Origin of the sequence: Peribacillus sp. NPDC096448, assembly GCF_044762675.1 — a bacterium.
Classification (GTDB): Bacteria; Bacillota; Bacilli; order Bacillales; family DSM-1321; genus Peribacillus; species Peribacillus frigoritolerans_B.
Window position 1 is genome coordinate 32,392 of record NZ_JBIWEU010000008.1, and the last position, 23,397, is coordinate 55,788.

The 23,397-nt window shown below is 43.1% G+C and carries 23 protein-coding genes; 14 read left to right on the forward strand and 9 right to left on the reverse strand.

Translation table 11 applies throughout. The features are described 5' to 3' along the window. Positions 1-202: 202 nt before the first annotated feature. On the forward strand, positions 203-958 hold the full coding sequence (locus ACIQ0C_RS14695; RefSeq protein ID WP_403061163.1) for a threonine/serine exporter family protein: 756 nt from the start codon (positions 203-205) through the stop codon (positions 956-958). A gap of 16 nt (positions 959-974) precedes the next feature. Further along, complete coding sequence (locus tag ACIQ0C_RS14700) at positions 975-1,424, forward strand: threonine/serine exporter family protein (protein WP_402835546.1); 450 nt, start codon at positions 975-977, stop codon at positions 1,422-1,424. Positions 1,425-1,529: 105 nt separating this feature from the next. Here ACIQ0C_RS14700 and ACIQ0C_RS14705 read toward each other — a convergent pair whose 3' ends face one another. Together ACIQ0C_RS14705 and ACIQ0C_RS14710 are read right to left on the reverse strand one after the other, a co-directional pair. Then, on the reverse strand, positions 1,530-3,068 hold the full coding sequence (locus ACIQ0C_RS14705; protein WP_403061166.1) for a solute symporter family protein: 1,539 nt from the start codon (positions 3,066-3,068) through the stop codon (positions 1,530-1,532). Between the two features lie 13 nt (positions 3,069-3,081). Next, the gene (locus ACIQ0C_RS14710) at positions 3,082-3,420 is read right to left on the reverse strand and encodes a DUF485 domain-containing protein (protein WP_403061169.1); all 339 of its coding nucleotides are present in this window, start codon (positions 3,418-3,420) and stop codon (positions 3,082-3,084) included. Positions 3,421-3,705: 285 nt separating this feature from the next. Here ACIQ0C_RS14710 and ACIQ0C_RS14715 point away from each other — a divergent pair, with 285 nt between their 5' ends. From ACIQ0C_RS14715 to ACIQ0C_RS14755, 9 genes are all read left to right on the forward strand, one after another. After that, a complete protein-coding gene (locus ACIQ0C_RS14715) occupies positions 3,706-4,662 on the forward strand; it encodes an efflux RND transporter periplasmic adaptor subunit (RefSeq protein ID WP_403061172.1) in 957 nt (318 codons plus the stop codon). A gap of 1 nt (position 4,663) precedes the next feature. Then, the gene (locus ACIQ0C_RS14720) at positions 4,664-5,404 is read left to right on the forward strand and encodes an ABC transporter ATP-binding protein (protein WP_403061175.1); all 741 of its coding nucleotides are present in this window, start codon (positions 4,664-4,666) and stop codon (positions 5,402-5,404) included. Then, positions 5,331-6,521 carry an ABC transporter permease gene (locus ACIQ0C_RS14725; RefSeq protein WP_403061178.1) on the forward strand — a complete coding sequence of 397 codons (1,191 nt, stop codon included), beginning with the start codon at positions 5,331-5,333 and terminating at the stop codon, positions 6,519-6,521. The genes ACIQ0C_RS14720 and ACIQ0C_RS14725 overlap by 74 nt, the downstream gene beginning before the upstream one ends. Positions 6,522-6,631: 110 nt before the next feature. Beyond that, a complete protein-coding gene (locus tag ACIQ0C_RS14730; protein WP_403061181.1) occupies positions 6,632-7,303 on the forward strand; it encodes a response regulator transcription factor in 672 nt (223 codons plus the stop codon). 10 nt (positions 7,304-7,313) lie between these two features. Further along, positions 7,314-8,552 (forward strand): sensor histidine kinase, encoded by a 1,239-nt coding sequence (locus ACIQ0C_RS14735; protein WP_403061184.1) that lies wholly within the window; start codon positions 7,314-7,316, stop codon positions 8,550-8,552. A 109-nt stretch (positions 8,553-8,661) separates the two neighbouring features. Then, positions 8,662-9,096, forward strand: coding sequence for a hypothetical protein (locus tag ACIQ0C_RS14740; RefSeq protein WP_403061187.1), 435 nt, complete (start codon positions 8,662-8,664; stop codon positions 9,094-9,096). A 260-nt stretch (positions 9,097-9,356) separates the two neighbouring features. Further along, a complete protein-coding gene (locus ACIQ0C_RS14745; protein ID WP_403061190.1) occupies positions 9,357-10,541 on the forward strand; it encodes a NupC/NupG family nucleoside CNT transporter in 1,185 nt (394 codons plus the stop codon). A 150-nt stretch (positions 10,542-10,691) separates the two neighbouring features. Beyond that, positions 10,692-11,651, forward strand: a complete 960-nt coding sequence (msrB, locus tag ACIQ0C_RS14750; RefSeq protein WP_403061193.1) for a peptide-methionine (R)-S-oxide reductase MsrB — start codon at positions 10,692-10,694, stop codon at positions 11,649-11,651. 22 nt (positions 11,652-11,673) lie between these two features. After that, complete coding sequence (locus ACIQ0C_RS14755) at positions 11,674-12,567, forward strand: STAS domain-containing protein (protein ID WP_403061196.1); 894 nt, start codon at positions 11,674-11,676, stop codon at positions 12,565-12,567. A 23-nt stretch (positions 12,568-12,590) separates the two neighbouring features. Here the strand turns inward: ACIQ0C_RS14755 and ACIQ0C_RS14760 are convergent, their stop codons facing one another. From ACIQ0C_RS14760 to ACIQ0C_RS14775, 4 genes are all read right to left on the reverse strand, one after another. Continuing rightward, the gene (locus ACIQ0C_RS14760; RefSeq protein WP_402835562.1) at positions 12,591-14,243 is read right to left on the reverse strand and encodes a glutamine--tRNA ligase/YqeY domain fusion protein; all 1,653 of its coding nucleotides are present in this window, start codon (positions 14,241-14,243) and stop codon (positions 12,591-12,593) included. 300 nt (positions 14,244-14,543) lie between these two features. Then, positions 14,544-15,269: an amino acid ABC transporter ATP-binding protein gene (locus tag ACIQ0C_RS14765; RefSeq protein ID WP_402836341.1), complete on the reverse strand. Its 726-nt coding sequence runs from the start codon at positions 15,267-15,269 to the stop codon at positions 14,544-14,546. Between the two features lie 26 nt (positions 15,270-15,295). After that, the gene (locus ACIQ0C_RS14770) at positions 15,296-15,961 is read right to left on the reverse strand and encodes an amino acid ABC transporter permease (RefSeq protein WP_054398512.1); all 666 of its coding nucleotides are present in this window, start codon (positions 15,959-15,961) and stop codon (positions 15,296-15,298) included. A gap of 26 nt (positions 15,962-15,987) precedes the next feature. Then, the gene (locus tag ACIQ0C_RS14775; protein WP_403061200.1) at positions 15,988-16,767 is read right to left on the reverse strand and encodes a transporter substrate-binding domain-containing protein; all 780 of its coding nucleotides are present in this window, start codon (positions 16,765-16,767) and stop codon (positions 15,988-15,990) included. A gap of 493 nt (positions 16,768-17,260) precedes the next feature. Between ACIQ0C_RS14775 and purU the strand changes: the two genes are divergently transcribed. Further along, positions 17,261-18,163 carry a formyltetrahydrofolate deformylase gene (gene purU, locus ACIQ0C_RS14780; RefSeq protein WP_402835568.1) on the forward strand — a complete coding sequence of 301 codons (903 nt, stop codon included), beginning with the start codon at positions 17,261-17,263 and terminating at the stop codon, positions 18,161-18,163. A 59-nt stretch (positions 18,164-18,222) separates the two neighbouring features. Here the strand turns inward: purU and ACIQ0C_RS14785 are convergent, their stop codons facing one another. The 3 genes from ACIQ0C_RS14785 to ACIQ0C_RS14795 form a co-directional block, all read right to left on the reverse strand. After that, positions 18,223-18,882, reverse strand: coding sequence for an SIMPL domain-containing protein (locus ACIQ0C_RS14785; RefSeq protein ID WP_403061203.1), 660 nt, complete (start codon positions 18,880-18,882; stop codon positions 18,223-18,225). Between the two features lie 140 nt (positions 18,883-19,022). Continuing rightward, entirely contained in the window at positions 19,023-19,217 is a 195-nt protein-coding gene (locus tag ACIQ0C_RS14790; RefSeq protein ID WP_063234246.1) for a YwbE family protein, read from the reverse strand. A gap of 110 nt (positions 19,218-19,327) precedes the next feature. After that, positions 19,328-20,848: an FAD-dependent oxidoreductase gene (locus ACIQ0C_RS14795; protein ID WP_403061206.1), complete on the reverse strand. Its 1,521-nt coding sequence runs from the start codon at positions 20,846-20,848 to the stop codon at positions 19,328-19,330. 365 nt (positions 20,849-21,213) lie between these two features. Here ACIQ0C_RS14795 and ACIQ0C_RS14800 point away from each other — a divergent pair, with 365 nt between their 5' ends. After that, positions 21,214-22,407 (forward strand): Alp7A family actin-like protein, encoded by a 1,194-nt coding sequence (locus ACIQ0C_RS14800; protein ID WP_402835576.1) that lies wholly within the window; start codon positions 21,214-21,216, stop codon positions 22,405-22,407. Positions 22,408-22,415: 8 nt separating this feature from the next. Then, entirely contained in the window at positions 22,416-22,958 is a 543-nt protein-coding gene (locus ACIQ0C_RS14805) for a hypothetical protein (RefSeq protein WP_402835578.1), read from the forward strand. The last annotated feature ends 439 nt before the right edge of the window (positions 22,959-23,397 follow it).

Here is a 23,397-nt window from a genome sequence, read left to right on the forward strand (position 1 = left end):
AACTAAATGGTTTCGGCAGGAAATAAGGGGAATAATGGTATTAAGGAGATAGTAGTGAAGGTTAATGGAATTGTTAAATTAAATAGGTAATATTTTTATATCCTTTTCACAGGAATTGGGCTATTATGAGGTGGATTTAAATTGTGTGATCGTTTATTTGTGATTGAGAGAAACTCATGCAGGAAGTAATGGAGAGGATAAAATGGATGATCGTTTACCATACAATGAAATTATAGATGTATGTTTACTTGCGGGGAAAATCATGCTTCAGAACGGAGCGGAAACCTCACGGGTGGAAGATACGATGGTTAGAATCGCTGCAGCGTTTGGGTGCGGTGAATCACACAGTTTTTCGACCCCTACTGGAATTATTTTTTCGCTGGATGGCATGCACCCAGCTTCAAAATTGATCCGAGTTTCCCAACGATCTACAGATTTACATAAGGTAACGCTGGTTAACAGTATATCCCGAAGGATTTCCAGCAAGGAAATGACACCGGAGGAAGCATATTTACGGTTAAAACAAATCGAAAAGGCTGGGATGGGGTATCCCATGTGGGTACAGGTTTTTGCTGCATTCATAGCGAGCGGCTGCTTTTTAATCATGTTCCAAGGAGAGTGGAGTGATTTCCTCTGGTCCTGTATAGCTGGAGCAATGGGATTCTCATGCCTGCTTTATTTGCACTGGTTACTGGAAGTTCGTTTTTTTGCTGAATTCATCGCCTCTTTAGTCGTAGGATTGGTAGCTATGTTCTTTGTCCAGATTGGAGTGGGGAGTAATTTGGACACGATAATCATCGGAGCGGTGATGCCGCTTGTGCCAGGGCTGTTAATTACGAATGCAGCCAGGGATTTAATTGCAGGGCATTTGGTTTCGGGTCTATCCAAGGGTGCGGATGCAGGGTTGACTGCTCTAGCCATTGGGGCAGGAATATCGGCCGCGTTTGTTTTCTTATGATTTTAGGGGAGGAAGAATGATGATTGCACAGCTTATTACAAGTTTCATTGCCTCAGCCGCCTTTGGACTCATCTTCAATGTACCAAAAAATTCATTGTTTCAATGTGGTTTCGTAGGGATGTTGGGGTGGATCTTATACTTTGCTCTGGTTGAAAATGAGATAAACAGCATCATTGCAACATTAGCGGCTGCATTTATCGTTGCGGTCATCAGCCAGTATTTTGCTAAAAGGTATAAAACGCCGATCACGATTTTCAATGTATCGGGAATCATTCCCCTCGTGCCTGGAGGTCTATCGTATGACGCGATGAAGCATTTTGTCGGAAATGATTTTTATGTCGCCGTTCAGCTGGCAGCCAAGGTCTTCATGCTGGCTGGTGCCATTGCGATGGGGCTGATCTTTGCAGAAGTCATGAACCAGTTAGTAACTAAGTACAATAGAAGGAAGTTAAGATTGAGAAGTTAGCGGGAATCTTCCTGATGAATATGTTTCGAAAAAAGAGAAAGGAGAGCAGGCCGAAACCTGATCTCCTTTCTCTTTTTAATATTTTAAAATAATAATGAATTCAGCCTATATAGGATCTTTCATCCCAGTGTTGGCAGTAACCAAAATTTCGTCGAATTTTTTGGCATCAGCTTTCTTGCTTGACAGAAGTGTCCCAACGATGGCTGCGATAAAACCAACTGGGATGGAGATGATGCCTGGGTTGGCTAGTGGGAATAATGGCTCCCCAACGAATATTGCCGCTCCCTCCACCGGTGACCAGACATTGGGACTTAGGAATACGAGCAATAATGAACTGACCAGTCCAACTAACATGCCCGTGACAGCCCCAGCCGTGTTAAAACGTTTCCAGAATACGGTGAAGACAATGATGGGCAGATTGGCACTGGCAGCGACGGCAAAGGCAAGTGAAACAAGGAAGGCGACATTCATGTTTTGGGCAAATAAGGCAAGGATGATGGAGAGGACGGATACTCCGATAGATGCCCAACGAGCAGCAACGACTTGTTCCTTGTCGGTGGCTTGACCTTTCCGGATGATGTGGCCATAGAAATCATGGGCAAAAGCAGATGCTGCCGATAGGACGAGACCTGCCACAACCGCTAAAATGGTAGCGAAAGCAACTGCAGAGACAAAGGCGAACAGGAAGTCACCCCCAATGGCTTCGGCAAGCAGCGGAGCAGCCATATTGCCGGCCGCATTAGCGGCAATGATTTTGTCGTATCCAACAAAGGCTGCCGCTCCAAAGCCGAGGAAAATGGTCATTATATAAAAGATGCCAATGATCCAAGTGGCATATACCACTGACTTTCTGGCTGTGATGGCGTCTTTCACCGTAAAGAAACGGATGAGAATGTGAGGTAGTCCAGCCGTACCGAGTACAAGCGCTAAATTAAGGGATAGAGTATCCAAAGGATCCTTGAATTTGTTTCCGGGGTTAAGGAAATCCCCGCCCAAAGGAGTGGCTGTTTTCATCTGCCTGAACATCTCGATCACGCTAAAGTCGAATTTCGCCAACACGATGATGGAGATGATGAATGTACCTGCCATCAATAAAACAGCTTTAACGATTTGGACCCAACTTGTGGCCGTCATACCGCCAAATACGACGTATACGGTCATTAAAATACCTACAATGATGACGGAGTATAAATAATCAATTCCAAGTAAGAGTTTTATAAGGGCACCTGCACCGACTAATTGGGCGATCATATAAAAGGTTGAAATCGAAATGGTGTTAAGGGCAGCAACCCCGCGTACTTTCTTTTCATTGAAACGGGCAGCGATCATGTCCGCCAATGTATACTTGCCAAGGTTACGAAGCGGTTCGGCCACGATATAAAGTACGACCAGATACGCAACCAGGAAACCTATGCTATAGAAAAAACCATCAAATCCAGAGAGTGCGACCATGCCGGCTATTCCCAAAAATGAGGCGGCGGACATATAATCTCCCGCAATGGCCCAGCCATTCTGCCATCCAGTAAGGCTGCTGTCTGCCGTATAAAAGTCCGCGGTCGTTTTGGTGCGCCGTGAAGCAAAATAAGTAATGACCAATGTTAACCCGACAATCATTAGAAATAATATAAAAGCAAGTATATTCATGGTATATTCACCTTTATCCTTTCGCTTCTTTAACGATTTTTTCTACTAATTGGTCAAATGTCGCAGCTTTTCTGGAATAGAGGATGCATAAGGTCCAGGTCATGATAAATTGAGCGAAGGCAAAAACCCAGGCCCAACTGATTGCCCCGAAAGCATAGGAGTTAAGAACTTTAGAATAGGAAGTTAGTATGGGTAAGGTGAAATAAAAGACCATGAAAAAGATGGATAGTGGGACGATGAAATTGCGTTTTTTCCTTAGGAGTTCTTGAAATGATTGTGATTGGACGATCTTGGTGTAGTCCGCGGAAGCGCTTACCTTGGTTTCCTTAGCGATTGAATCGTTTGATGCCAAGTTGGTTCCCCCTTCATTACTATTGTTTTGGTTTTCATTACCAATTTTTCTGATAACAGTATCAGTATATATTTTTCAGAATATATTGTAAATTTAAAAACCTAAAATAAAACTTTTTTCGTTCGACATAGTGTTAATTATTTAGAGAGAGAAATGGGTGAAAAGCAAAAGTAAAGGGAGACATCAACGAACGACTATGAAATCAAAACCGACGACCATTAAGGAAAAGTTAAGCTTCTTTCACGATACTGGTTTCAACGAAGGAAATCTGAAAGGAGAAAAGTGATGAAAAAGTTGATAATGATAGGTACGGTTTTAGTGCTGGCGATTGGGGGATGCGTTTGGTTTTTCATGAAGGACAATGCTGAGCCTGTAATTGCGAAATCGGTGACGGCTACAGTTGAAAAGGGAGATCTTGAAGTTCAAATAAGCGGTTCCGGATCGGTCGCCGCAATCAATAGTGAGGACATTACTTCTTCCGTAACGGGTGAAGTGGACGAAGTCCTTGTAGAGAAGAATGAATTGGTTGAGAAAGGTGATGAACTTATTACCTTCACGGATGGAAGTGACCCGATAACGGCCCCATTCGATGGTACCGTTACAACAATGGATGTTGAAGAAGGAGATCGTGTATCAAGCAGTGAAGTGTTGGCACATGTTACGGATTATAAAAAATTGAAAACCACGATCAGTGTTGATGAATTGGATGTTCCAAGTGTTAAAAAAGGACAAACGGTTGAAATTAAAGCCAGTGCTTTTGAAGATGAAACGTTTACGGGGGAAGTGACTAGTGTGGCAAAGGAAGGTACATATGAGAATGGAGTTTCTTCGTTCGATGTCACTATCAAAATTGACAAACCCGGCGATATGAAAATTGGGATGTCGACTGAGGTGAGCATTTTGACGAATAGTGTAAAAGATGCTTTATATGTTCCGATTGAAGCAGTCCAAATCGACGGTGAAGAGAAATATGTGAATATACAACAATCCGGTACAACTGAAGGAGCTGCCAGTACAAAGACAAAGACAGTGGTTGAGACTGGAATCAGCAACGATAGGTATATTGAAATAACTTCGGGTCTTGAAGAGGGACAGTTTGTTTCCTTGCCTATCACCATCAATGAAAGCTCCACTGGCAGCGGCGGCGAAGGAATGAGGGGAGGCCAAGGAGGCGAGATAAGAATGCAGGGCGGCAGCGGAATGCCAAGCGGCGGGATGCCAAGTGGCAAGGGAGGTCAGTAAAATGGCGAAACCCATCATAAAAATCAAGAACATGTCTAAATCATATGAATTAGGCGGTGAAACGGTTAAGGCCCTTCAAGATGTCTGTCTTACAATCGATAAAGGCGATTTCATTTCGATCATCGGTCCTTCTGGGTCAGGGAAATCGACGTTCATGAATATGATTGGCTGCCTTGACAAGCCTGAAATAGGTGAATATCTTCTTGATGGTAAAGAAGTGGAAAAGATGAAGGATAATGAGTTAGCTGCCATTCGTAATATTAAAATAGGATTTATCTTTCAAAATTTCAACCTGTTAGCAAAACTGACAGCGTTGGAGAATGTCGAACTTCCCCTGGTTTATAGAGGGGCAAGCGTGAAGGAAAGAAGAGAAGTGGCCAATGCGTGCCTTGATATGGTGGGCCTTGGTGACCGGAAGAATCATCTGCCGACCCAACTGTCGGGCGGTCAGCAGCAAAGAGTTGCGATTGCAAGGGCACTTGCCGGTAATCCTCCCGTTTTATTGGCGGATGAGCCGACGGGGGCGCTGGATAGTAAAACGAGTAAAGAAGTGCTGGGTATGCTGAAAGAATTGAACGGAAAGGGACAAACAATCATTCTTATCACCCATGACTTGGAAGTGGCTAAAGAAGCGACTCGTGTCGTCCGGATACAGGATGGTCAGCTATTTGAAAACGGAGGTGATTGGATTGAACCTGAGCGAATCCATGAAGATGGCTATACGCAGTATCAAAACCAATAAAATCAGGGCATTTTTAACCATGCTTGGGATCATAATTGGAGTTGCCTCCGTAATCGTCCTGGTTTCGATTGGGCAGGGTTCCTCACAGTCCGTTCAGGATGAGATCAATAGCCTGGGAACGAACTTGATAACGGTAAGTGTCACGGATACCGACTCCGTGGAGCTGACGGAGGATACAATTGAACAGTTTAAAGAGCTGAGTGGGATATCGGAAGTGGCGCCTGTGGTCACCGGACGCGTTTATGCAAAAAATGGAGAAGCTACGGCACAGGTTTCAATGACCGGTGCAACTTCATCCTACTTATCAGTTAGGGATCTGGAGCTCAGTCAAGGCCGGTTTTTGACGGATATGGAAACGGAATTACGCTCCAAGGTCGTTGTCCTGGGGTCGGATACAGCCAACACGCTTTTTGAAAATCAAAAAGCCGTGGACCAGAACGTGCTTATCGGCGGTGTTTCCTATCGTGTGATCGGTGTGCTTAAATCGGTAGGCACTTCAATGGGATCGAGCGGGGATGATGTAATCATTGCCCCGATCACCACTGCCGAAAGGGCTACAGGCAGTACGACAATCGGAACCGTCTATTTAAAAGCGGAGAACGAGAATATCATGGATAGGGCGATGTACCAGGTACAAGGGACGATGACCACATCATTCCCGGAACAGAGTGATAACTATTCGGTGTCCAATCAAGAAGATCTGATGGATACAATGAGCTCCGTGTCGGATACGTTCACACTCATGCTTGGCGGGATTGCCAGTATTTCGTTACTGGTTGGCGGAATCGGGATCATGAATATCATGCTGGTTTCCGTCTCAGAGAGGACGAAGGAAATCGGGATCAGAAAAGCAATTGGGGGAAATCGGAAATCGATTCTTCTTCAGTTTTTAATTGAAGCGATGGTCCTGAGCTGCTTCGGGGGATTGATGGGAGTTGGAATTGGCTTGGGAATCGCAAAATTGATTTCAGTTTTTTCAAGTTTAACGATTAGTTATTCATGGTCGGTAACACTGTTTGCCTTCTTATTCTCCATTTTAATCGGGATAATGTTTGGCGTATTTCCTGCCAATAAGGCATCCAGGTTAAATCCAATCCAAGCACTGCGTCACGAATGAACATTCAATTTGAAGAAAGCAGGCGATTAAAAAGCCCGCTTTCTTTTGCATATGAAAAAGGATAAAATCAACATATATATCACATTTCAGGCGGTTGGGAGGTATCCTGCATGAAGGTTTTGGTGGTAGAAGATAATCTTTCATTATTAGAATCGATCCGACAGATTTTGACGGATGAATATGAAGTGGATACAGCGGATAATGGGGAAGATGGGCTATTCATGGCTCAACAAAGTATTTACGATATCATCATTTTGGATGTAATGCTTCCGGGAATCGATGGATTTGAAATCGTACGGAAAATCAGGGAAGCAAAAATAGATACAAGTGTTTTGTTTTTGACGGCAAAGGATGGACTTGAGGATCGTGTCAGGGGATTGGAAATGGGTGGCGATGATTATTTGGTCAAGCCGTTCCAGGCACCGGAACTTAAGGCGAGGATTCGTGCCCTGCTTCGAAGGAGTGGAATTATATCGCTTGCGCAGCATGTGAAATACCGTAATATTGAACTATTGGAAAAAGAAAAGGATATTTTGGTTGATGGAAAGGTCATTAAAATGACCTTGAAACAGTTTGAATTACTGGAATACCTAATTCAAAATAATGGGAAAATATTGACCCGTGAGCAGATTTTCGACCGCATTTGGGGGTTTGATTCAGATACGACGATTGCTATTGTGGAAGTGTTCATCCATCATCTTAGGAAAAAATTGGAACCTTTCGATTATCATAAAGATATTCAAACCGTTCGGGGTATTGGTTATATGCTAAAACAACCATAAGGGGATCATCATGTTCCAAAAAACACGGCTTCAACTAACATTATTGAATTCGATCGTCTTCATTGTCTTAATAGCCATATTAAGCAGAACGATTTATTTCTATACGGAAGACCAGATCTATAAGGATGTCAATGATTCACTTATAAAGGATTACAGGAGTTTCAATAATGGCGGCATGCCGGGCGGACGTCCGCAAGGTGAGTTTCTCTTAGGACCGGGGCCGAGCGTCATCGTTTGGGGACCGGATGAAACGATCATTGAGCCAAGACTGAGTGTAGACCATTTTTTTAAGGTCAATGAACAACAATTTTTCCCTGAAACTTTTGATGAGATTGAAGAAATCTCGGTGAATGGATACACGTATCGGGCCCTTTCCACCCAGGTCGATACGGAGTATGGAGAGATGACGGTACAATTCATCAGGAATGTGGATACAGAAAAGGAAATGCTCGATCGCTTGCTGCTCATTTTGTTTGTTGGTGGAGGAATTGGAAGTTTGGTGGCGGTAGGCGCAGGCTATCTTCTGGCAGGACGGGCCCTGATCCCAATCAAGAAATCCTGGGATCAGCAGCAGCAGTTTGTCTCGGATGCTTCGCATGAAATTCGAACGCCGCTTGCTGTCATTCAATCACGGGCTGATTTGCTATTTCAATCACCGAACGCGACCATCGAGGAAAAAGCCGTTGATATATCCATCATTTCGAAAGAGGTCCGGCGATTGAATAAGCTTGTTAACGGACTTTTGACCTTGACCAGAACGGATTCGAATCAAATGGAGGTCAAGAAATCGAACTTTTTCCTTGATGACTTACTAATCGATATTGTGGAACAGTATACGGATATAGCTTCGTTTCAAGAGAAATCAATCATTAGCCACGCCCCTGAACAGGTAGTGTTTCATGGGGATAAAGAGAGAATTCATCAGCTATTGGTGATCTTGGTCGATAATGCCATGAAATTTACCGAGGAAGGCGGGGAGATTACCCTATCCTGCATCAAGAATGCTTCATCCATCATCCTTACTGTAGAGGATAATGGAAAAGGCATTCCGCAGGAAGAACTCCCCTTGATTTTTAACCGTTTTTATCAAGTGGAGCAATCCCGTTCGGCAAATGAAGGCTCCGGCTTAGGTCTATCCATAGCCAAATGGATTGTAAACACACATCAAGGGAACATCAAGGTTACAAGTGAACAGAATGAACGGACCCGTTTTGAAATCACTTTTCCGAGAAATCAAAGGAAAAATTAGTACCATCCAATACGAAAAAGACCCTTAATTCTTCCTTGCTGCTTAAGGAAAAATTAAGGGTCTTTTTAGATAATCATCTTACATTAACTTTCGGAGGAGAAAACCATTGATGAAAAGACTTGGTAAGATCCACTTTTTAGTTGGAATGTTGGCTTCGGTGCTCTTAATGGCCCAAGCAGTCATCGGGATCATGATGTATGTGGAGGGCAGCGGAAATGAACCCATGAATCGACAGGCGGCGATGGGCCAGCCTGCCGACCGCAACACTACAGAATCGGCTAATGGCAGTACGGCGACAGATGATCCATCTTCGGAAACGGCAACTAATGATATGCAGGGCACTCCACAAGGGGGGCCTAATGGTTCCGGGACTCCAGGAGAAATGCCAAGCGGGGGCGGTTTCCAAGGCATAGACTCTTTTGCAGGGAAATTCATCGACTTTTATCAAGGTGCAGGTGGCTTGGCCGCATCCATCATCATCTTTGTAATTGGAGGTGCTGGATTAGCGACAACGGTGATATCCAGAAAAAAGCTGCCTGAATAGTCGATATTATTTGGGGAAGAGAAGGTTCCTTTAGAAGGGGAGCCTTCTTTTTTTATTCACGAAACCCATTATTGTCACTAATTGTTATTTTAAAAAGTGAAATAATAATTGCACTTAAAAAAATATTAGTTTAATATAGACTTCTGGAGAGGTACGTACATGTATTTTGGATGAAAGAGAAAACGTTTGCATAAATTTTTTGAGGGTATCCTACTATTAATGCACGAACATTAAATTCACCCTTAGTGGAGGCAGAATATATGAAATTTCTGATTGCAATTATAGGACTGCTTATTGTTTTTGGACTAGCTATCTTAGTCAGCAGTGACCGGAAGAAAGTTAAAATTAAACCGATCATCCTCATGGTGGTCATTCAGCTTGTTTTAACTTATTTATTATTAAACACGAAGTTTGGCTTAGTGATCATCAATTCGATTGCCGATGGTTTCGGAAAACTTTTAGAATGGGCAAATGAAGGGATCACCTTCGTATTTGGCGGGATTGTAAACGAAGGAGCATCGCCCTTCTTTTTAAATGTCCTTCTTCCTATCGTCTTCATCTCAGCATTAATCGGGATTTTACAGCACTTCAAGATCCTTCCGTTCATCATGAAGTGGATTGGATTCGTTCTAAGTAAGGTGAATGGGATGGGTAAATTGGAATCTTACAATGCGGTTGCATCAGCAATAGTAGGCCAATCCGAGGTTTTCATAACCTTGAAAAAACAACTCGGCGCCATTCCGCCATCTCGCATGTATACGCTTTGTGCATCAGCCATGTCAACTGTATCGATGTCGATTGTCGGTGCATATATGACGATGATTGAACCAAAGTACGTTGTGACGGCAATTGTTATTAACATGTTCGGTGGATTTATCATCGCATCCATCATCAATCCTTATACCGTAACGGATGAAGAGGATATTCTCCCTGTTGAAGAAGGGGCAGAGAAGCAGTCTTTCTTCGAAATGCTTGGGGAATATATCATGGATGGGTTCAAGGTTGCTATCACTGTAGCAGCGATGTTAATTGGTTTCGTTGCTTTAATCGCAGGGATCAACAGCGTATTCGACATGCTCTTCGGCATCAGCTTCCAAGACATCATGGGGTATATCTTTGCACCGTTTGCCTTTATCATGGGTATACCGATTTCAGAAACCGTGACTGCTGGCGGAATCATGGCGACGAAACTGGTAACCAATGAATTCGTTGCCATGCTAAGCTTAGGGGAAGCATCAGCAGCCTTGAGCGAAAGGACGATAGGGATCGTTTCGGTTTTCTTGGTTTCATTCGCTAATTTCTCATCAATTGGAATCATTGCCGGTGCAGTCAAAGGACTTCATGAAAAACAGGGAAATGTTGTAGCCCGTTTCGGCTTGAAGCTGCTATACGGTGCGACTCTTGTCAGCATCCTATCAGCGATCATTGTAAGTGTGATACTTTAAATAACGGATCTAACACAAAAAGGCACTTGGGGTTACTCCCAAGTGCCTCTTTTATATTTGTTACGAAAAGATAGCATTTTTGAATTTGAAGGTGTTTGGCCTGCTGGTATATAATACATAAAATGACAGGCGTGAAAGGGGAGTTTTAGGATGACGATGGATGGAAAAGAAACAGCTATCTTTGCAGGAGGCTGCTTTTGGTGCATGGTTGCCCCCTTTGATGAAATGGATGGAATCATTTCAGTGACATCAGGTTATACAGGCGGTAAATTTGCCGCTCCTAGTTATAAACAAGTGATTACCGGTGCGACTGATCATGTTGAAGCGGTTCAAGTGGTATTCGATCCATCAATCATTTCCTATAAAACATTATTAGATATATTCTGGCGCCAAATCGATCCTACGGATGACGATGGACAGTTCTCGGATAGGGGAAAGCAATACAATGCAGCCATTTTCTATCTTAATGAACGTCAGAAACAGGAGGCAGAACAATCGAAGGAAGATTTAATGATGAGCGGGCGGTTTAAGAAACCTATTGTTACGGGTATTCTACCCTCGGGGGAATTTTACGATGCTGAGGAATATCATCAAGCATTCTATCGGAAAAATCAATTTCGCTATGCATTGTATCGTAAAGGCTCAGGACGGGATGCTTTCATTAAAGAAAATTGGCCTAAGGATAATGCACACCTTAGAAAGACCTTAACGGAGAGCCAGTTTCATGTCACCCAGGAAAATGGCACGGAGCCGCCTTTCGATAATGCCTATTGGGACCATTTTGAAGAAGGCATTTATGTGGATGTCGTTTCTGGGGAGCCTCTATTCAGTTCGCGGGATAAGTATGATAGCGGTTGTGGGTGGCCAAGCTTCACGAAGCCCATCATGTCGGCAAGTGTCAATGAAAAAATGGATCTCAGCCACCGAATGACCCGGACCGAGGTACGCAGCAGGGACGCCGATTCACACCTTGGACATGTTTTTCCTGATGGCCCAAGTCCTAAAGGCACGAGATATTGCATAAACTCTTCAGCCCTTCGATTCATTCCTAGAAATGAAATGGAAAAAGCGGGATATGGAGATTTATTAATTCTATTTAAAATGAAATAACTAGTGAGATAGGGGAACTCAAATGGATACCATAGATGAAAGATTATATCGATATATCCTTGATAACTCATCCAAGATTACGGAAAACTGGCTGGCTTTAAGGGAGAAGCAGTCTGGCTCCATCTATTCAATGGATTCTGATGAAGAAATCGAAAAGCTGCTTAGGGAACAGAATACATTGACCATCAAGACAGTGACAAGTGCTTTACTTGAAGATAAAACTGCCTTTATTGAAACGATGGAGCAGTGGGCCGCACTTGTTGCGAAGAGCAGGGTTGAATCGGACACACCCATTTACGAAGTGTTGGAAGCGCTTAATAAGGTACGGGAAACATATTGGGGATTCATCACTGAGTATATGCTCATGGATACGAAGATAACTAAAGAAATAATCATCCGGTGGAGCCGGCTTATTAATCGTGCCTTCGATCAATTGAACCGTGAGTTCACTGAGCAGTATTACCTTTTGACAAAAGAACGTTTGTCAGCTCAGCAGGAGCTGATTAATGAACTGGGCGCACCTGTCATTCCCATTGTTGATGCCATTGCGGTATTACCGTTAATCGGTGAAATCGATACCTATCGGGCAAAGGAAATTTTGAATGGGACTCCAAGCAAATGCATTAGCAAAAATATCACACACTTATTTATCGATTTATCGGGAGTCTCCCTTTTGGATACGATGGTTGCCCAACAGATCTATCAATTGATAAGTACCCTGAACCTGTTAGGCATTCAATCGACCATTTCCGGGATTCGTCCTGAAGTGGCCCAGACATCGATTCAGTTAGGTCTAGATTTTAATCAGGTTTCGACACATAGTACTCTTAAACAGGCCCTTTCCAAGCAAGGGATCAAACTTTACAAAAATAATGATATAAGGGTGCAGAAAATGAAAAAGAACCAGATCCGCTAGGAATCTGGTTCTTTTTCGTGATTCTATAACTTGAATGAACTTTTCAACCCGACGATTTGGTTGAAGACCAAGTGATCGGCCGCAGTGAGCTTTGAATCAACATTATAATAGCCATGCCTGAAGAATTGGAATTTATCCTGAGGCTTAACATCTTTCATGTTAGGCTCGACAAACCCTTGTAAAATTTCTATTGAATCAGGGTTTACCCGGTCCAAGAATGATTTTTCTTCCTCTTCATCATTTTCCTCATCCAAGATTAGAGGCTGATAGTTGCGGAATTCTGCTGAAACGGCTTGTGAAGCTTCGACCCAGTGCAATGTACCTTTCACTTTACGGCCAGTGAAGCCCGATCCGCTTTTCGTTTCAATATCGTATGTGCAGCGAAGTTCAATGACATTACCGGCTTCGTCTTTTATCACTTCTTCACATTTAATGAAATAAGCATGTTTCAAACGGACTTCATTGCCCGGGAAAAGTCGGAAATACTTTTTCGGCGGGTTTTCCATGAAATCGTCCTGTTCGATATATATTTCACGTGAAAACGGGATTTGGCGTGTACCCATTTCCGGAACTTCCGGATTGACCTCAGCATCCAGCCACTCTATCTCGCCTTCCGGATAGTTGGTGATGACCACTTTAAGCGGGTTCAGGATAGCCATAGTCCTTGGAGCCTTCAGCTTTAAGTCTTCGCGTACGAAGTGATCAAGCATTTGAGAATCTACGACACCGCTTGTTTTGGCGACACCTATCTCTTGGCAGAATGCACGAATAGCTTCGGGTGTATACCCGCGTCTCCGCAAGCCTGAAACAGTAGGCATCCGCGGGTCGTCCCAGCCGTCCACGAAGCCCTCATCGACAAGCTGTTTCAGTTTTCGCTTGCTCATTACTGTATTGGTCAGGTTAAGACGGCCAAATTCATATTGTTTTGGTTTGCTTTCCATTTCACAATTCTCAACGATCCAGTCATAAAGAGGGCGTTGATCTTCGAACTCAAGCGTACAAATGGAATGTGTGACTCCCTCGATGGCATCTTCAATTGGGTGGGCAAAGGCATACATTGGGTAGATGCACCATTTGTTGCCGGTATTATGGTGTTCAGTATGGGAAATACGGTATATGACGGGATCACGCAAATTAATGTTAGGTGAGCTCATATCGATTTTTGCACGCAATACTTTTGCGCCGTTTTCGAATTCACCGCTGCGCATCTTTTCAAATAGTTCAAGATTCTCCTCGACGGTTCTATTGCGGTAGGGGCTGTCTTTCCCCGGCTCTGTCAGCGTTCCGCGATATTCACGGATTTGGTCGGCATTAAGGTCGTCCACATATGCCAGTCCTTTATTGATGAGCAGCACAGCTCTTTTATACATTTCATCAAAATAGTCGGAAGCGAAGAAAAGGTTATCCCAGTCGTAACCGAGCCATTTTACATCTTCCTTAATGGAGTTGACAAACTCAATATCCTCTTTCAATGGATTCGTATCATCGAAACGAAGGTTGGTTTTCCCATTGAAATCATCAGCCACCCCAAAATTCAAAATGATTGATTTGGCATGCCCGATATGTAAATATCCGTTCGGCTCAGGAGGGAAGCGGGTGATGACATGATCATGTTTTCCGGACTCTAGGTCATCTTTTATAATATTTTTAATAAAATTCGAAGAGTTATTTTCCAACTGAATTCGACCTCTTTCATTTATATACTTCTTTTAATTTTACCTGTATATATACCATAAATACAGATATTTTTCCATGTTCGAGCCGGAATCAGGATTTATCTGAAACAATTCATCAAGTATTTAGTTTGTACAATCAGAGCGGGAAATATCCCTGAAACTTTGATCATGTAATTTAGGGAACTACCTAACTGGATAGTAAAGAAACCAATAAATCCTTTATCATTCAAAAAAAGCAATACAGGAATTCACGCCTGTATTGCTTATAATCTCGCTAGCAGACAGATTCTAGAATTAAAATCAAAAGACTGTCGTTTGCAAAAATTCTTTTGTACGCTCTTCTTTTGGATTGGTGAAGAATTCTTTTGGCGGTCCGCTTTCGACCACCCTCCCATTATGCATGAAGACAATCCAATCCCCGACTTCACGTGCAAAGCTCATTTCATGTGTAACGACTACCATTGTCATCCCTTCCAAGGCAAGTTCCTTCATCGTGGCAAGAACTTCCCCGACAAGTTCGGGATCCAGAGCCGAGGTAGGCTCATCAAAGAGCAGGATATCAGGCTTCATGGCTAGGGCGCGGGCGATGGCAACACGCTGTTTCTGGCCACCTGAGAGCTTGCTTGGATATACATCCGCTTTATCTGATAAACCGACTTTGGCAAGCAATGCCTTTGCTTCTTCAATTGCTTGGGCCTTAGGGACCTTTTTGACGTGTGTCGGTGCTTCGATGACATTTTCCAGTACGGTCATATGAGGAAACAGGTAGAAATGCTGAAATACCATTCCGACTTTCTCGCGGATTTTATTAATATCATGGGTACCCGGATTGACTTCCGTTCCTTCAATGAGGATTTGGCCGCTGTCTTTCTTCTCTAAATAATTCAAGCAGCGGAGCAGGGTGCTTTTTCCGGAGCCGCTTGGTCCGATCAGGCAGACAACATCGCTATCGAGTACCTTCATATCAATATCTTTAAGTACATGCAGGTTTCCATACGATTTATTTAAATTCCTTATCCGAATCATTTCTTTTTGTTCCACTTCAATTCCCCCTATCGATCACTAATGGACAGTTTCTTTTCGAATAAATTGACGATAATGGTCAGGAAAGCCACTAGAATCAAGTAGTAGACCGCTACAATCAATAAATAAGTCATTTCATCGAAATTATTCGAGCCTAACGTAGTCGCCACATTAAACAGCTCATTCATGGATATGAAGGCTGCCAGTGATGAATCCTTCAGTCCGATGATGAATTGGTTGCCAAGCGGCGGCAATGCGCGGCGGAAGGCTTGAGGCAAGATGATTCTCCTTAAGGTAAGCGAATTGCTCATGCCAAGGGAGCGTCCTGCCTCCATTTGGCCTTTGTCGATGGATTGAATCGTACCACGTAAAATCTCTGAGATATAAGCTCCATTATGGAAGGCCAGGGCAAGTGACGCCGCCCAGAAGTCCGGCAGTAAGAAGAGATTGCTGATACCGAAATAGAGTATGAATATCTGTACGATTAAAGGTGTTCCACGTACCAGGAATACATATGTATCTGAAATCCATGTAAGAATTTTTATATTGGATATTTTTAAAAGTGCGAATAGCAACCCGATGACGATACCTACCAATATGGAAACTACCGTCAGTTCCAATGTGAGGAGCATGGCTCGGATGAATACGTCCGAGGAGCTAAATAATGTATCAAAAAAATGTGAAAAACTTGGCAATGTAATGACTCCCTTTCTATCAATCTTTATTCAGGCTTAGTTGTGATGTCCTCACCAAAGTATTTTTTGCTGATTTCCGCAAGAGTTCCATCTTCCCGGAGGTTTTCAAGTGCTTCGTTGATGCGTGCAAGCAGCTGAGGGTTGTCGTTAGGCAGTACGATGGCCTGCTCGCTTCGTTCGATCAATTGCCTTCCTTCGATGTCGAAACCTTCCTTGGTCGCTTCCTTGCCGGTTACGAAGTCGGTGATCACGGCATCATGACGTCCTCCGCTCAATGCCTTCAGGGCGGTGATATCACTGTCATAGGTTTTTACATTGGTTGTATATTTTTCTGCTGTGGTTGCGTACGTAGAGCCTTTAGAAGCCGCAACTTCCTTACCCTTTAAATCTTCAACCGTTTTAATATCACTATCCGAACGGACGAAAATTTGAGGACCTGAGTAGTAATAAGGGGTTGAGAAGGCGACATGTTTACTTCGTTGTTCATTGATTGTATGACTGGCAACCGCGGCATCTGCCCGGCCGGTCTTGACACCTTCCACGATACCTTTGAACTTTATCCGTTTAGGCACTGGTTCTAGGTCGAGTTCCTTTGCAATTGTTTCGCCAACTTCAATATCGAACCCGGTTACGGTCATGTCATCATTGACATAACTGAATGGCTTGAATTCACCTGAGGCAGCGAAAACAAACTGGTCCTCATTGATCAGCTTACTCCCGTCCTCCAGCTGGTCCTTTTCAGCACAGCCGGACAGAAGACCAAGAACAGCCAGAATGGATACAATGAATGTAAATGATGATTTCATGATAATTTCATTTCCCCCTTTGAAAAAAACTAATAGAATGGTCTATACCCTTATGAGGCAGTGAATAACCTTATTAACTAGGGAAAATAAAACTGAAATAAAAAAGGTTGTCCAGATCATGCCGACATTTCATTCAAGAATCCCCCTTCACTATGCATTTCATAAAGGTTCTCGGCCTTTGCCTTCATTTCCTTCCAAATTACCGGTAATTTCTAGAAATAATGACAATAATCATTTAAAAGAGTAAGAGATTTCGGCTAGATTCAACTCTAGAGACGAATGTAAAACAATTCAGGATGATGATTTAGACTCTATCGAAAGAGAAAAACAGATGAAAAACCGTATCTAGTGAATGGGATGGGGTAAAACTGTGGAGGATTTAAAAAAAGGTCAATATTGGCCGCCAACAAAATCCCGAATTGTTTGACTGACTTTAATTTTGCCCATGGATTGAAGTATAATATAGCAAAATAGAAGAAGGGCAGTTGGGAAAATGGTAAGCAACTTTGTGCAAGAGCAGTTACAGGAATTTCGCGAAAGAAATCAAGATAGAGGACGTTTGATTATAAAATGTCCGGACCAGCCTGGAATTGTTTCGACAGTTACGGCTTTTCTTAAAGAATATGATGCAAATATTGTTGAATTGAGTCAGTATTCGATGAATCCTGAGGGCGGTACCTTTTTCACCAGGATCGAGTTCGATTGTCCAGGATTGAATGACAAGGCAGCGGATATGCAACTGGCATTCCAGGAAGTTTCGACAGCATTCTCGATGCAATGGACATTTAATCATGTGAGTGATCTGAAGAGGACGGCAATCTTCGTTTCGAAGGAACCGCATTGCCTTCTGGAATTGCTATGGGAGTGGCAAAGCGGGGATTTATTGGCTGACATTGCGCTGGTCATCAGCAATCATGAGGATACGAGGGAAATTGTCGAATCGATGGGCATCCCGTTTTATTATATTCCTGCAAATAAGGATATACGTAAGGAAGTGGAGACTAAACAGTTGGGACTTCTGGAAGAATTCAAAGTGGACCTTATTGTTTTAGCCAGGTACATGCAGATATTGACGCCGGACTTCGTAGCGGCCCATCCGAACAGAATCATCAATATCCATCATTCATTTTTACCTGCCTTCATTGGAGCACGGCCTTATGAACGAGCTTATGACAGAGGCGTTAAGCTGATTGGGGCGACTTCCCATTATGTGACGAATGATTTGGATGAAGGTCCAATCATCGAGCAGGATATTGAACGTGTGGACCATCGTGATTCTGCCGGGGATATGAAGAAAATCGGTCGTTCAGCTGAACGCAGGGTGCTGGCACGTGCCGTTAAATGGCATTTGGAGGACCGCGTCCTTGTTCATGAAAATAAAACGGTAGTCTTTTAAAGCGAAAAACCCCCCTTTGGGCTGCCAAGGGGGGTTTTTAGGATGGAATTTAGTGAGTGCTAGTACGTGTATTCCACCCTTACTGAGGCAGTGATGTTCAATTCACCAGGCTGAATCGGGGTAGTCGCCATTTTTGCAAAGGTACTTGTTTGGTAAAGCATTGGAGTTGCTGTTTCAGATAGCTCTTCAACCTTATTAGGGACTGGGTTCAATGAGATTCCTAGCGTTCGAGCCATGGAGAGTGCTTTTTCATATGCATTTTTTAAAGCGAGAGAAAGTGCCTGGTTATAGTATGCATCTGGATTGGATAAGGAGAAGCGGATGCTGGTGATTGAATTGGCGCCGCTTCTGACGGCCGTGTCGATTATGCTGCCTATTTTCTCGATGTCGGTCGTTTGGGCTTGTATGATGTGCTGGACTTTGTAGTTCTTGAACAATTCCTTCCCGTCAATATAATCATATTGTGGATCGATTCTGTAATCACTCGTTTTCAATTGCTCTTCGGGAATGCCTGTGGATTTAAGTGCTGCGATGACTTTTGCGATTGCTTGGGAATTGGCTTGCTGGGCCTTTTGCGGGTCCTCATCCTCTGTTATGACTCCAAGGGTGATCGTGGCTTGATCCGGAGCAGCAGATAGCGTCTCTGAGCCGGAAACTTTCAATATATGTTCATCGTTACGGTAATGAACACTATCGGGGGCATTGTATTCTTGTTTCATTTTGACACCAGCCTTTTTAAAGAGATAATCTCACCCCTATTGTACGAATTATGTTCAGGAAACATGATTGAAATATCCCCATCGCCATTAATTCGGTCGAATGATCACAAAAAAAACACTCGGCCTGGACCGAGTGCACATTACTTATGAATGACTTGAACCCTGCCAACCTGGCCATCAGTCAATCTTACTTTAATTCCATGAGGGTGAGTGCTTGAATTGGTTAAAATATCCTTTACAGTGCCGCTTGTCAGTTTTCCGCTGCGTTGATCTGCTTTAAGTACAATGTCCACAGATGTACCTGGGGTAATATCTTTCCGGTTTTTACCGTTCATGTTCAATTCAATCCTTTTCAGAGTTATTTGCAATCATTCAACCATGCAGTAACTTCAGTATAAGGAATACGGCGGGCCCAGTCGAATATTAGATAAAATCACGATGACCATCAGCGTATTTTTTTCAATGGTTCGACAGCAGGGCCATTTAACACTTCACCTGCGATGGAGTAGCGGGAGCCATGGCATGGGCAATCCCAAGTACGGTCGCCGCTATTCCAGGCAACTTCACACCCCATGTGTGTACATGTGGAATCAACGATATGAAGCTGGCCATCATGATCACGGTAACATCCAGCTTTGTCTCCATTCACCTTCACGATTGCTCCTTCATCAATTCCTATGTCTTCAGGCGTTTTATGATTGACAGCCAATTTTCCTTTGATCAGATGCTTCGCCACATCAGCATTATCTTGGAGAATATTCTTCACGCCTTTTAAACGGGCAGGATCATACAATTCAGCATACCGGTTATCTCTTTGCAAAATCCGGTCAGTTAAAATCGTGGCGGCAATCGATCCATTCGTCATTCCCCATTTCGCATAGCCGGTAGCTATCAGGACGTTTGGATGATTGGGTGTCACTGGACCGACGAAGGGGATATTATCTGGTGTCACAATATCCTGTGCCGACCAGCGGTAGGGAATGTCTTTCACATCGAAATACCGGGAGCTGAAGTCCTTCAGTGCTTCATAATGCTCTATCATCGGGACGCCCTGGCCTGTTTTATGACCGTCGCCGCTGACGAGTATAAGTTTTTCCCCATTGTCCAATTCCGTATAGCGAAGGGAGCGGGTAGGGCTGTCTGCACTGTAATACATCCCACCTGGATATTCCTGTTCAGTCTTGATACCGAGTACATAGGACCTATCTACATGAACACGGGCAAAGTATAAGCCCATTTCATCATTGAAAGGGAAGTGGGAGGCGACGATAACCTGATTGCTTTTGATGGAATGTCCCGTATCCGTCAGAACGGTTGGTGGATCGCCGTCTTCAATCTTCATAGCCGTTGTCCGTTCATAAATTGTGCCTCCTGCATCGAGAATAGTCGAAATGAGGGACGTTAAGTATTTTAATGGGTGAAACTGTGCTTGATCTTTCATTATCACAGCAGCCTTACAAGGAATGGAGAAAGGGATATTCTCGGCATAATCCCCGCGAATGCCAAGTTTTTGATAGGCTTTCAATTCATTTTGAATTTTGATTTTATATTCATCAGTATTTGCGTAGACATAGGCATCCTGTGCAGCCAAATTACAATCGATGGAATGTTCTTCTACCAAGTCTTTGATTAGCTTCATACCATCTGAATTGGCTTCATAATAAAGTTTGGCCTTCTCTTCGCCATGGTCAGTGATCAATTGGTCATATATCAAGCCATGCTGGGCCGTGATTTTTGCTGTAGTGTGTCCTGTCGTTCCATTAAGGATTACACCAGCATCAATCAGTGTGACTTTAACACCTTGTTTAGCTAGTAGATAAGCAGAAGTGATTCCAGTGATTCCGCCGCCTACTATTAAGACATCAGTGGTTAAATCTGTATCTAGTTTAGAGAAAGAAGGGAAAGTCAACGCACTGCGCCAATAAGGTTCTGGAAATCGGGGAAGGTCTGTATTTTTTTCAGTCATTTGAATACCTCCTTACAGTTCATTAGTGAATCGTCCATTTATTACCATACCCAAATCCGCTATTTATACGCTTATTTTTTATAAGAAGAAAGATAAAAAAATACATTATTTGGTTTGTTTACAATTAAGTATACATGTAAACAAAAGGAGATGGTTTGTACACGAATATGTATACATGTTTACAAACGCGTACACATGGCTATATATAAGGTGTATACACATTTGTTCCTATTGTAAACAATTTGAAAACAATTCGACAAATATAGCTACAACTTATGAAGGATTGACTATCGTGGCAACTTTTCCTATTCTTAAAGGGAAAGCTTCACTTAAATTTTTTTCTATTAAAAAGGGGATGTTTTTAGATGAGTTCTAGAATCGCAGCAGTAGACGTAGGAAATGATGCTATCAAGGCTATTTTTGGAAAGCTAGAGTCTGAACTTTATATACCGAACGTCATTGCAAAAGACATAGAGGATCGTCCGGTCATCGGGATTGAGGAACTTAATGAAAAAAACCCATTGGAAGGGATTCATATCAGAGTTCATTCACCAGCCCTTCAAGATAATAATGCTATTTATCGCGTTGGAAACTTGGCGACAAAAAGCGATAATCCTTCAGAACTTGATATGGGGAGCAGTAAATCAGAAGAAGATCAAACATTGGTCATGCTTTTTGCGGCCCTGGCATTAGACGCTGCCAAACAGGGGAACAATGATAAATTCAAAAAAGTGAATAATGTTGTGGAAGCCAATTATACGCTTGGAACAGGCTTGCCTCTTCGTGAGGTTAAAGAGGGAAAAGACGTCGGGTATCGTTCGAAATTACTCGGATCTGTCCATCAGGTCGAATTTTTAATTACCCCTAAATACCAAGGCATGAAGGTTAATATCAAATTCGATGAAGTGAAAGTCTATCCAGAGGGCTTCGCAGCATACATAAATTTGGTCATGGATAATGATTTAAATATCATTAACCGTGAATTGATCGATAGAAGAATCCTCATTCAGGATATCGGTGGACTATCGACAGATATCGCGGTCATTAAAAATCGTAAAGTGGACGATGATAAAGCACAAGGATTCAATTTGGGAGTAGCCGAAGCCCTTGAATCGATCCGTGAGGAAATCAGGAAGAAACATGGTGTCGAGCTGGATAGTAGGCGCGATGTCGTCGAAATCATCACGAAGAAAAATGATCGCAATCATATTATGGTTCGCGGAAGCCGGACAAGCGTCCATGATATCGTTGACCGCATTTTGGGAGAGCTGGCCAAAAAGCAATATCGCCACCTGCGTAACGTATGGCAAAAAAATTCACAAACGGAAATCTGCTATTTTGTAGGCGGGGGATCGATTGTCCTGAAAGACTACTTGAAAACATTGAATCAAAATTTCGATGGCTACAATATAGACTTTTTCGAAGATGAGCGGGAAAGCGTTTGGATGATGGCAAACGCCTATTATAAATTGATTTCGGATTTTAATCGCCGGAATGCAAAGGAACAGAACCAGTCACAGCAAAAGAAGAAAGAGCAAAGAACGGGTTCCGCTAAATAGGTGAGAGAATGAAAAAAACAGCTTCTTCTGAAATTAAAAGAGGACAAGCCATCACTTTTCGTATCCCTTCGGATGTATCAGACTATACGTTAAGACAGCTGCAGAAATTGAAGGAAACGGAAAGAAGGAATTTTTCCAGTAAAATTGCAGAGTATGTTCTCGATGGAGTCGGGCAATCCACCCATCAGGATCGGGAAATGATTGCCCTGCCCCTGCCGAACAAGCTAAGCAAATCTCAGCGTGATTGGCTCAAGCATTCCCACTCAGAAGCTATGCTTGGAACGATTATGTACCACCTTTTATCCGATCCTTTACGCGCTACGGCCTTGCTTGCCTCTTTGAACAATAATGTACTGGATGAGGAGTTTTATGTGCAGGCCGAGCCTGAAGAAAAGGAAGCCGAGCAGGTTCAAAAAGAACTGCCTAAGAAAGACCTGGATGACTTTGATTGGAGTTTGGATGTACCCGAACAACAAGAGGAAGAACCCGAACCGGAAGAGGAAAATCTCGACGATCTCCTGGGTGATTTTCTTGATCAAATGAACCAGTGAATGAACATATAGGAGGATATCCGGCGACAAGTTGGATATCCTCCTTTTTCTTTGCGGGGTATAAGGAATGACACAAAAAAAAGAGTATATCAAGCTGCAGCCTTTTCCCGGCCAACTTCGGGGAAGTTCTTTCGAGTGAGAGATTACCCCCCTTGTAATCGCCAGACACATTCCTTCTCTTTTCAATAATGGCGCAGGAAGGTTTGTTTTTCCTCAATCACAATCCGGTTTACCCATGATCGATTGAAGGTTTTTTATATGGGAAAATTGTCGAATTAACCGCAAGCGAGGTCTGCAGTCCCACAACAGGCACCGCGATTCAGTTATTGGACAATAAAGGGAAGGTAAAACAAAGCTGCTCCTGAGGTTTATGATTATGCATATATTGGCGTGGGCGCTAAAATATTGGGCGGCATCCGAATTGGCAAGAAGTCGAAAG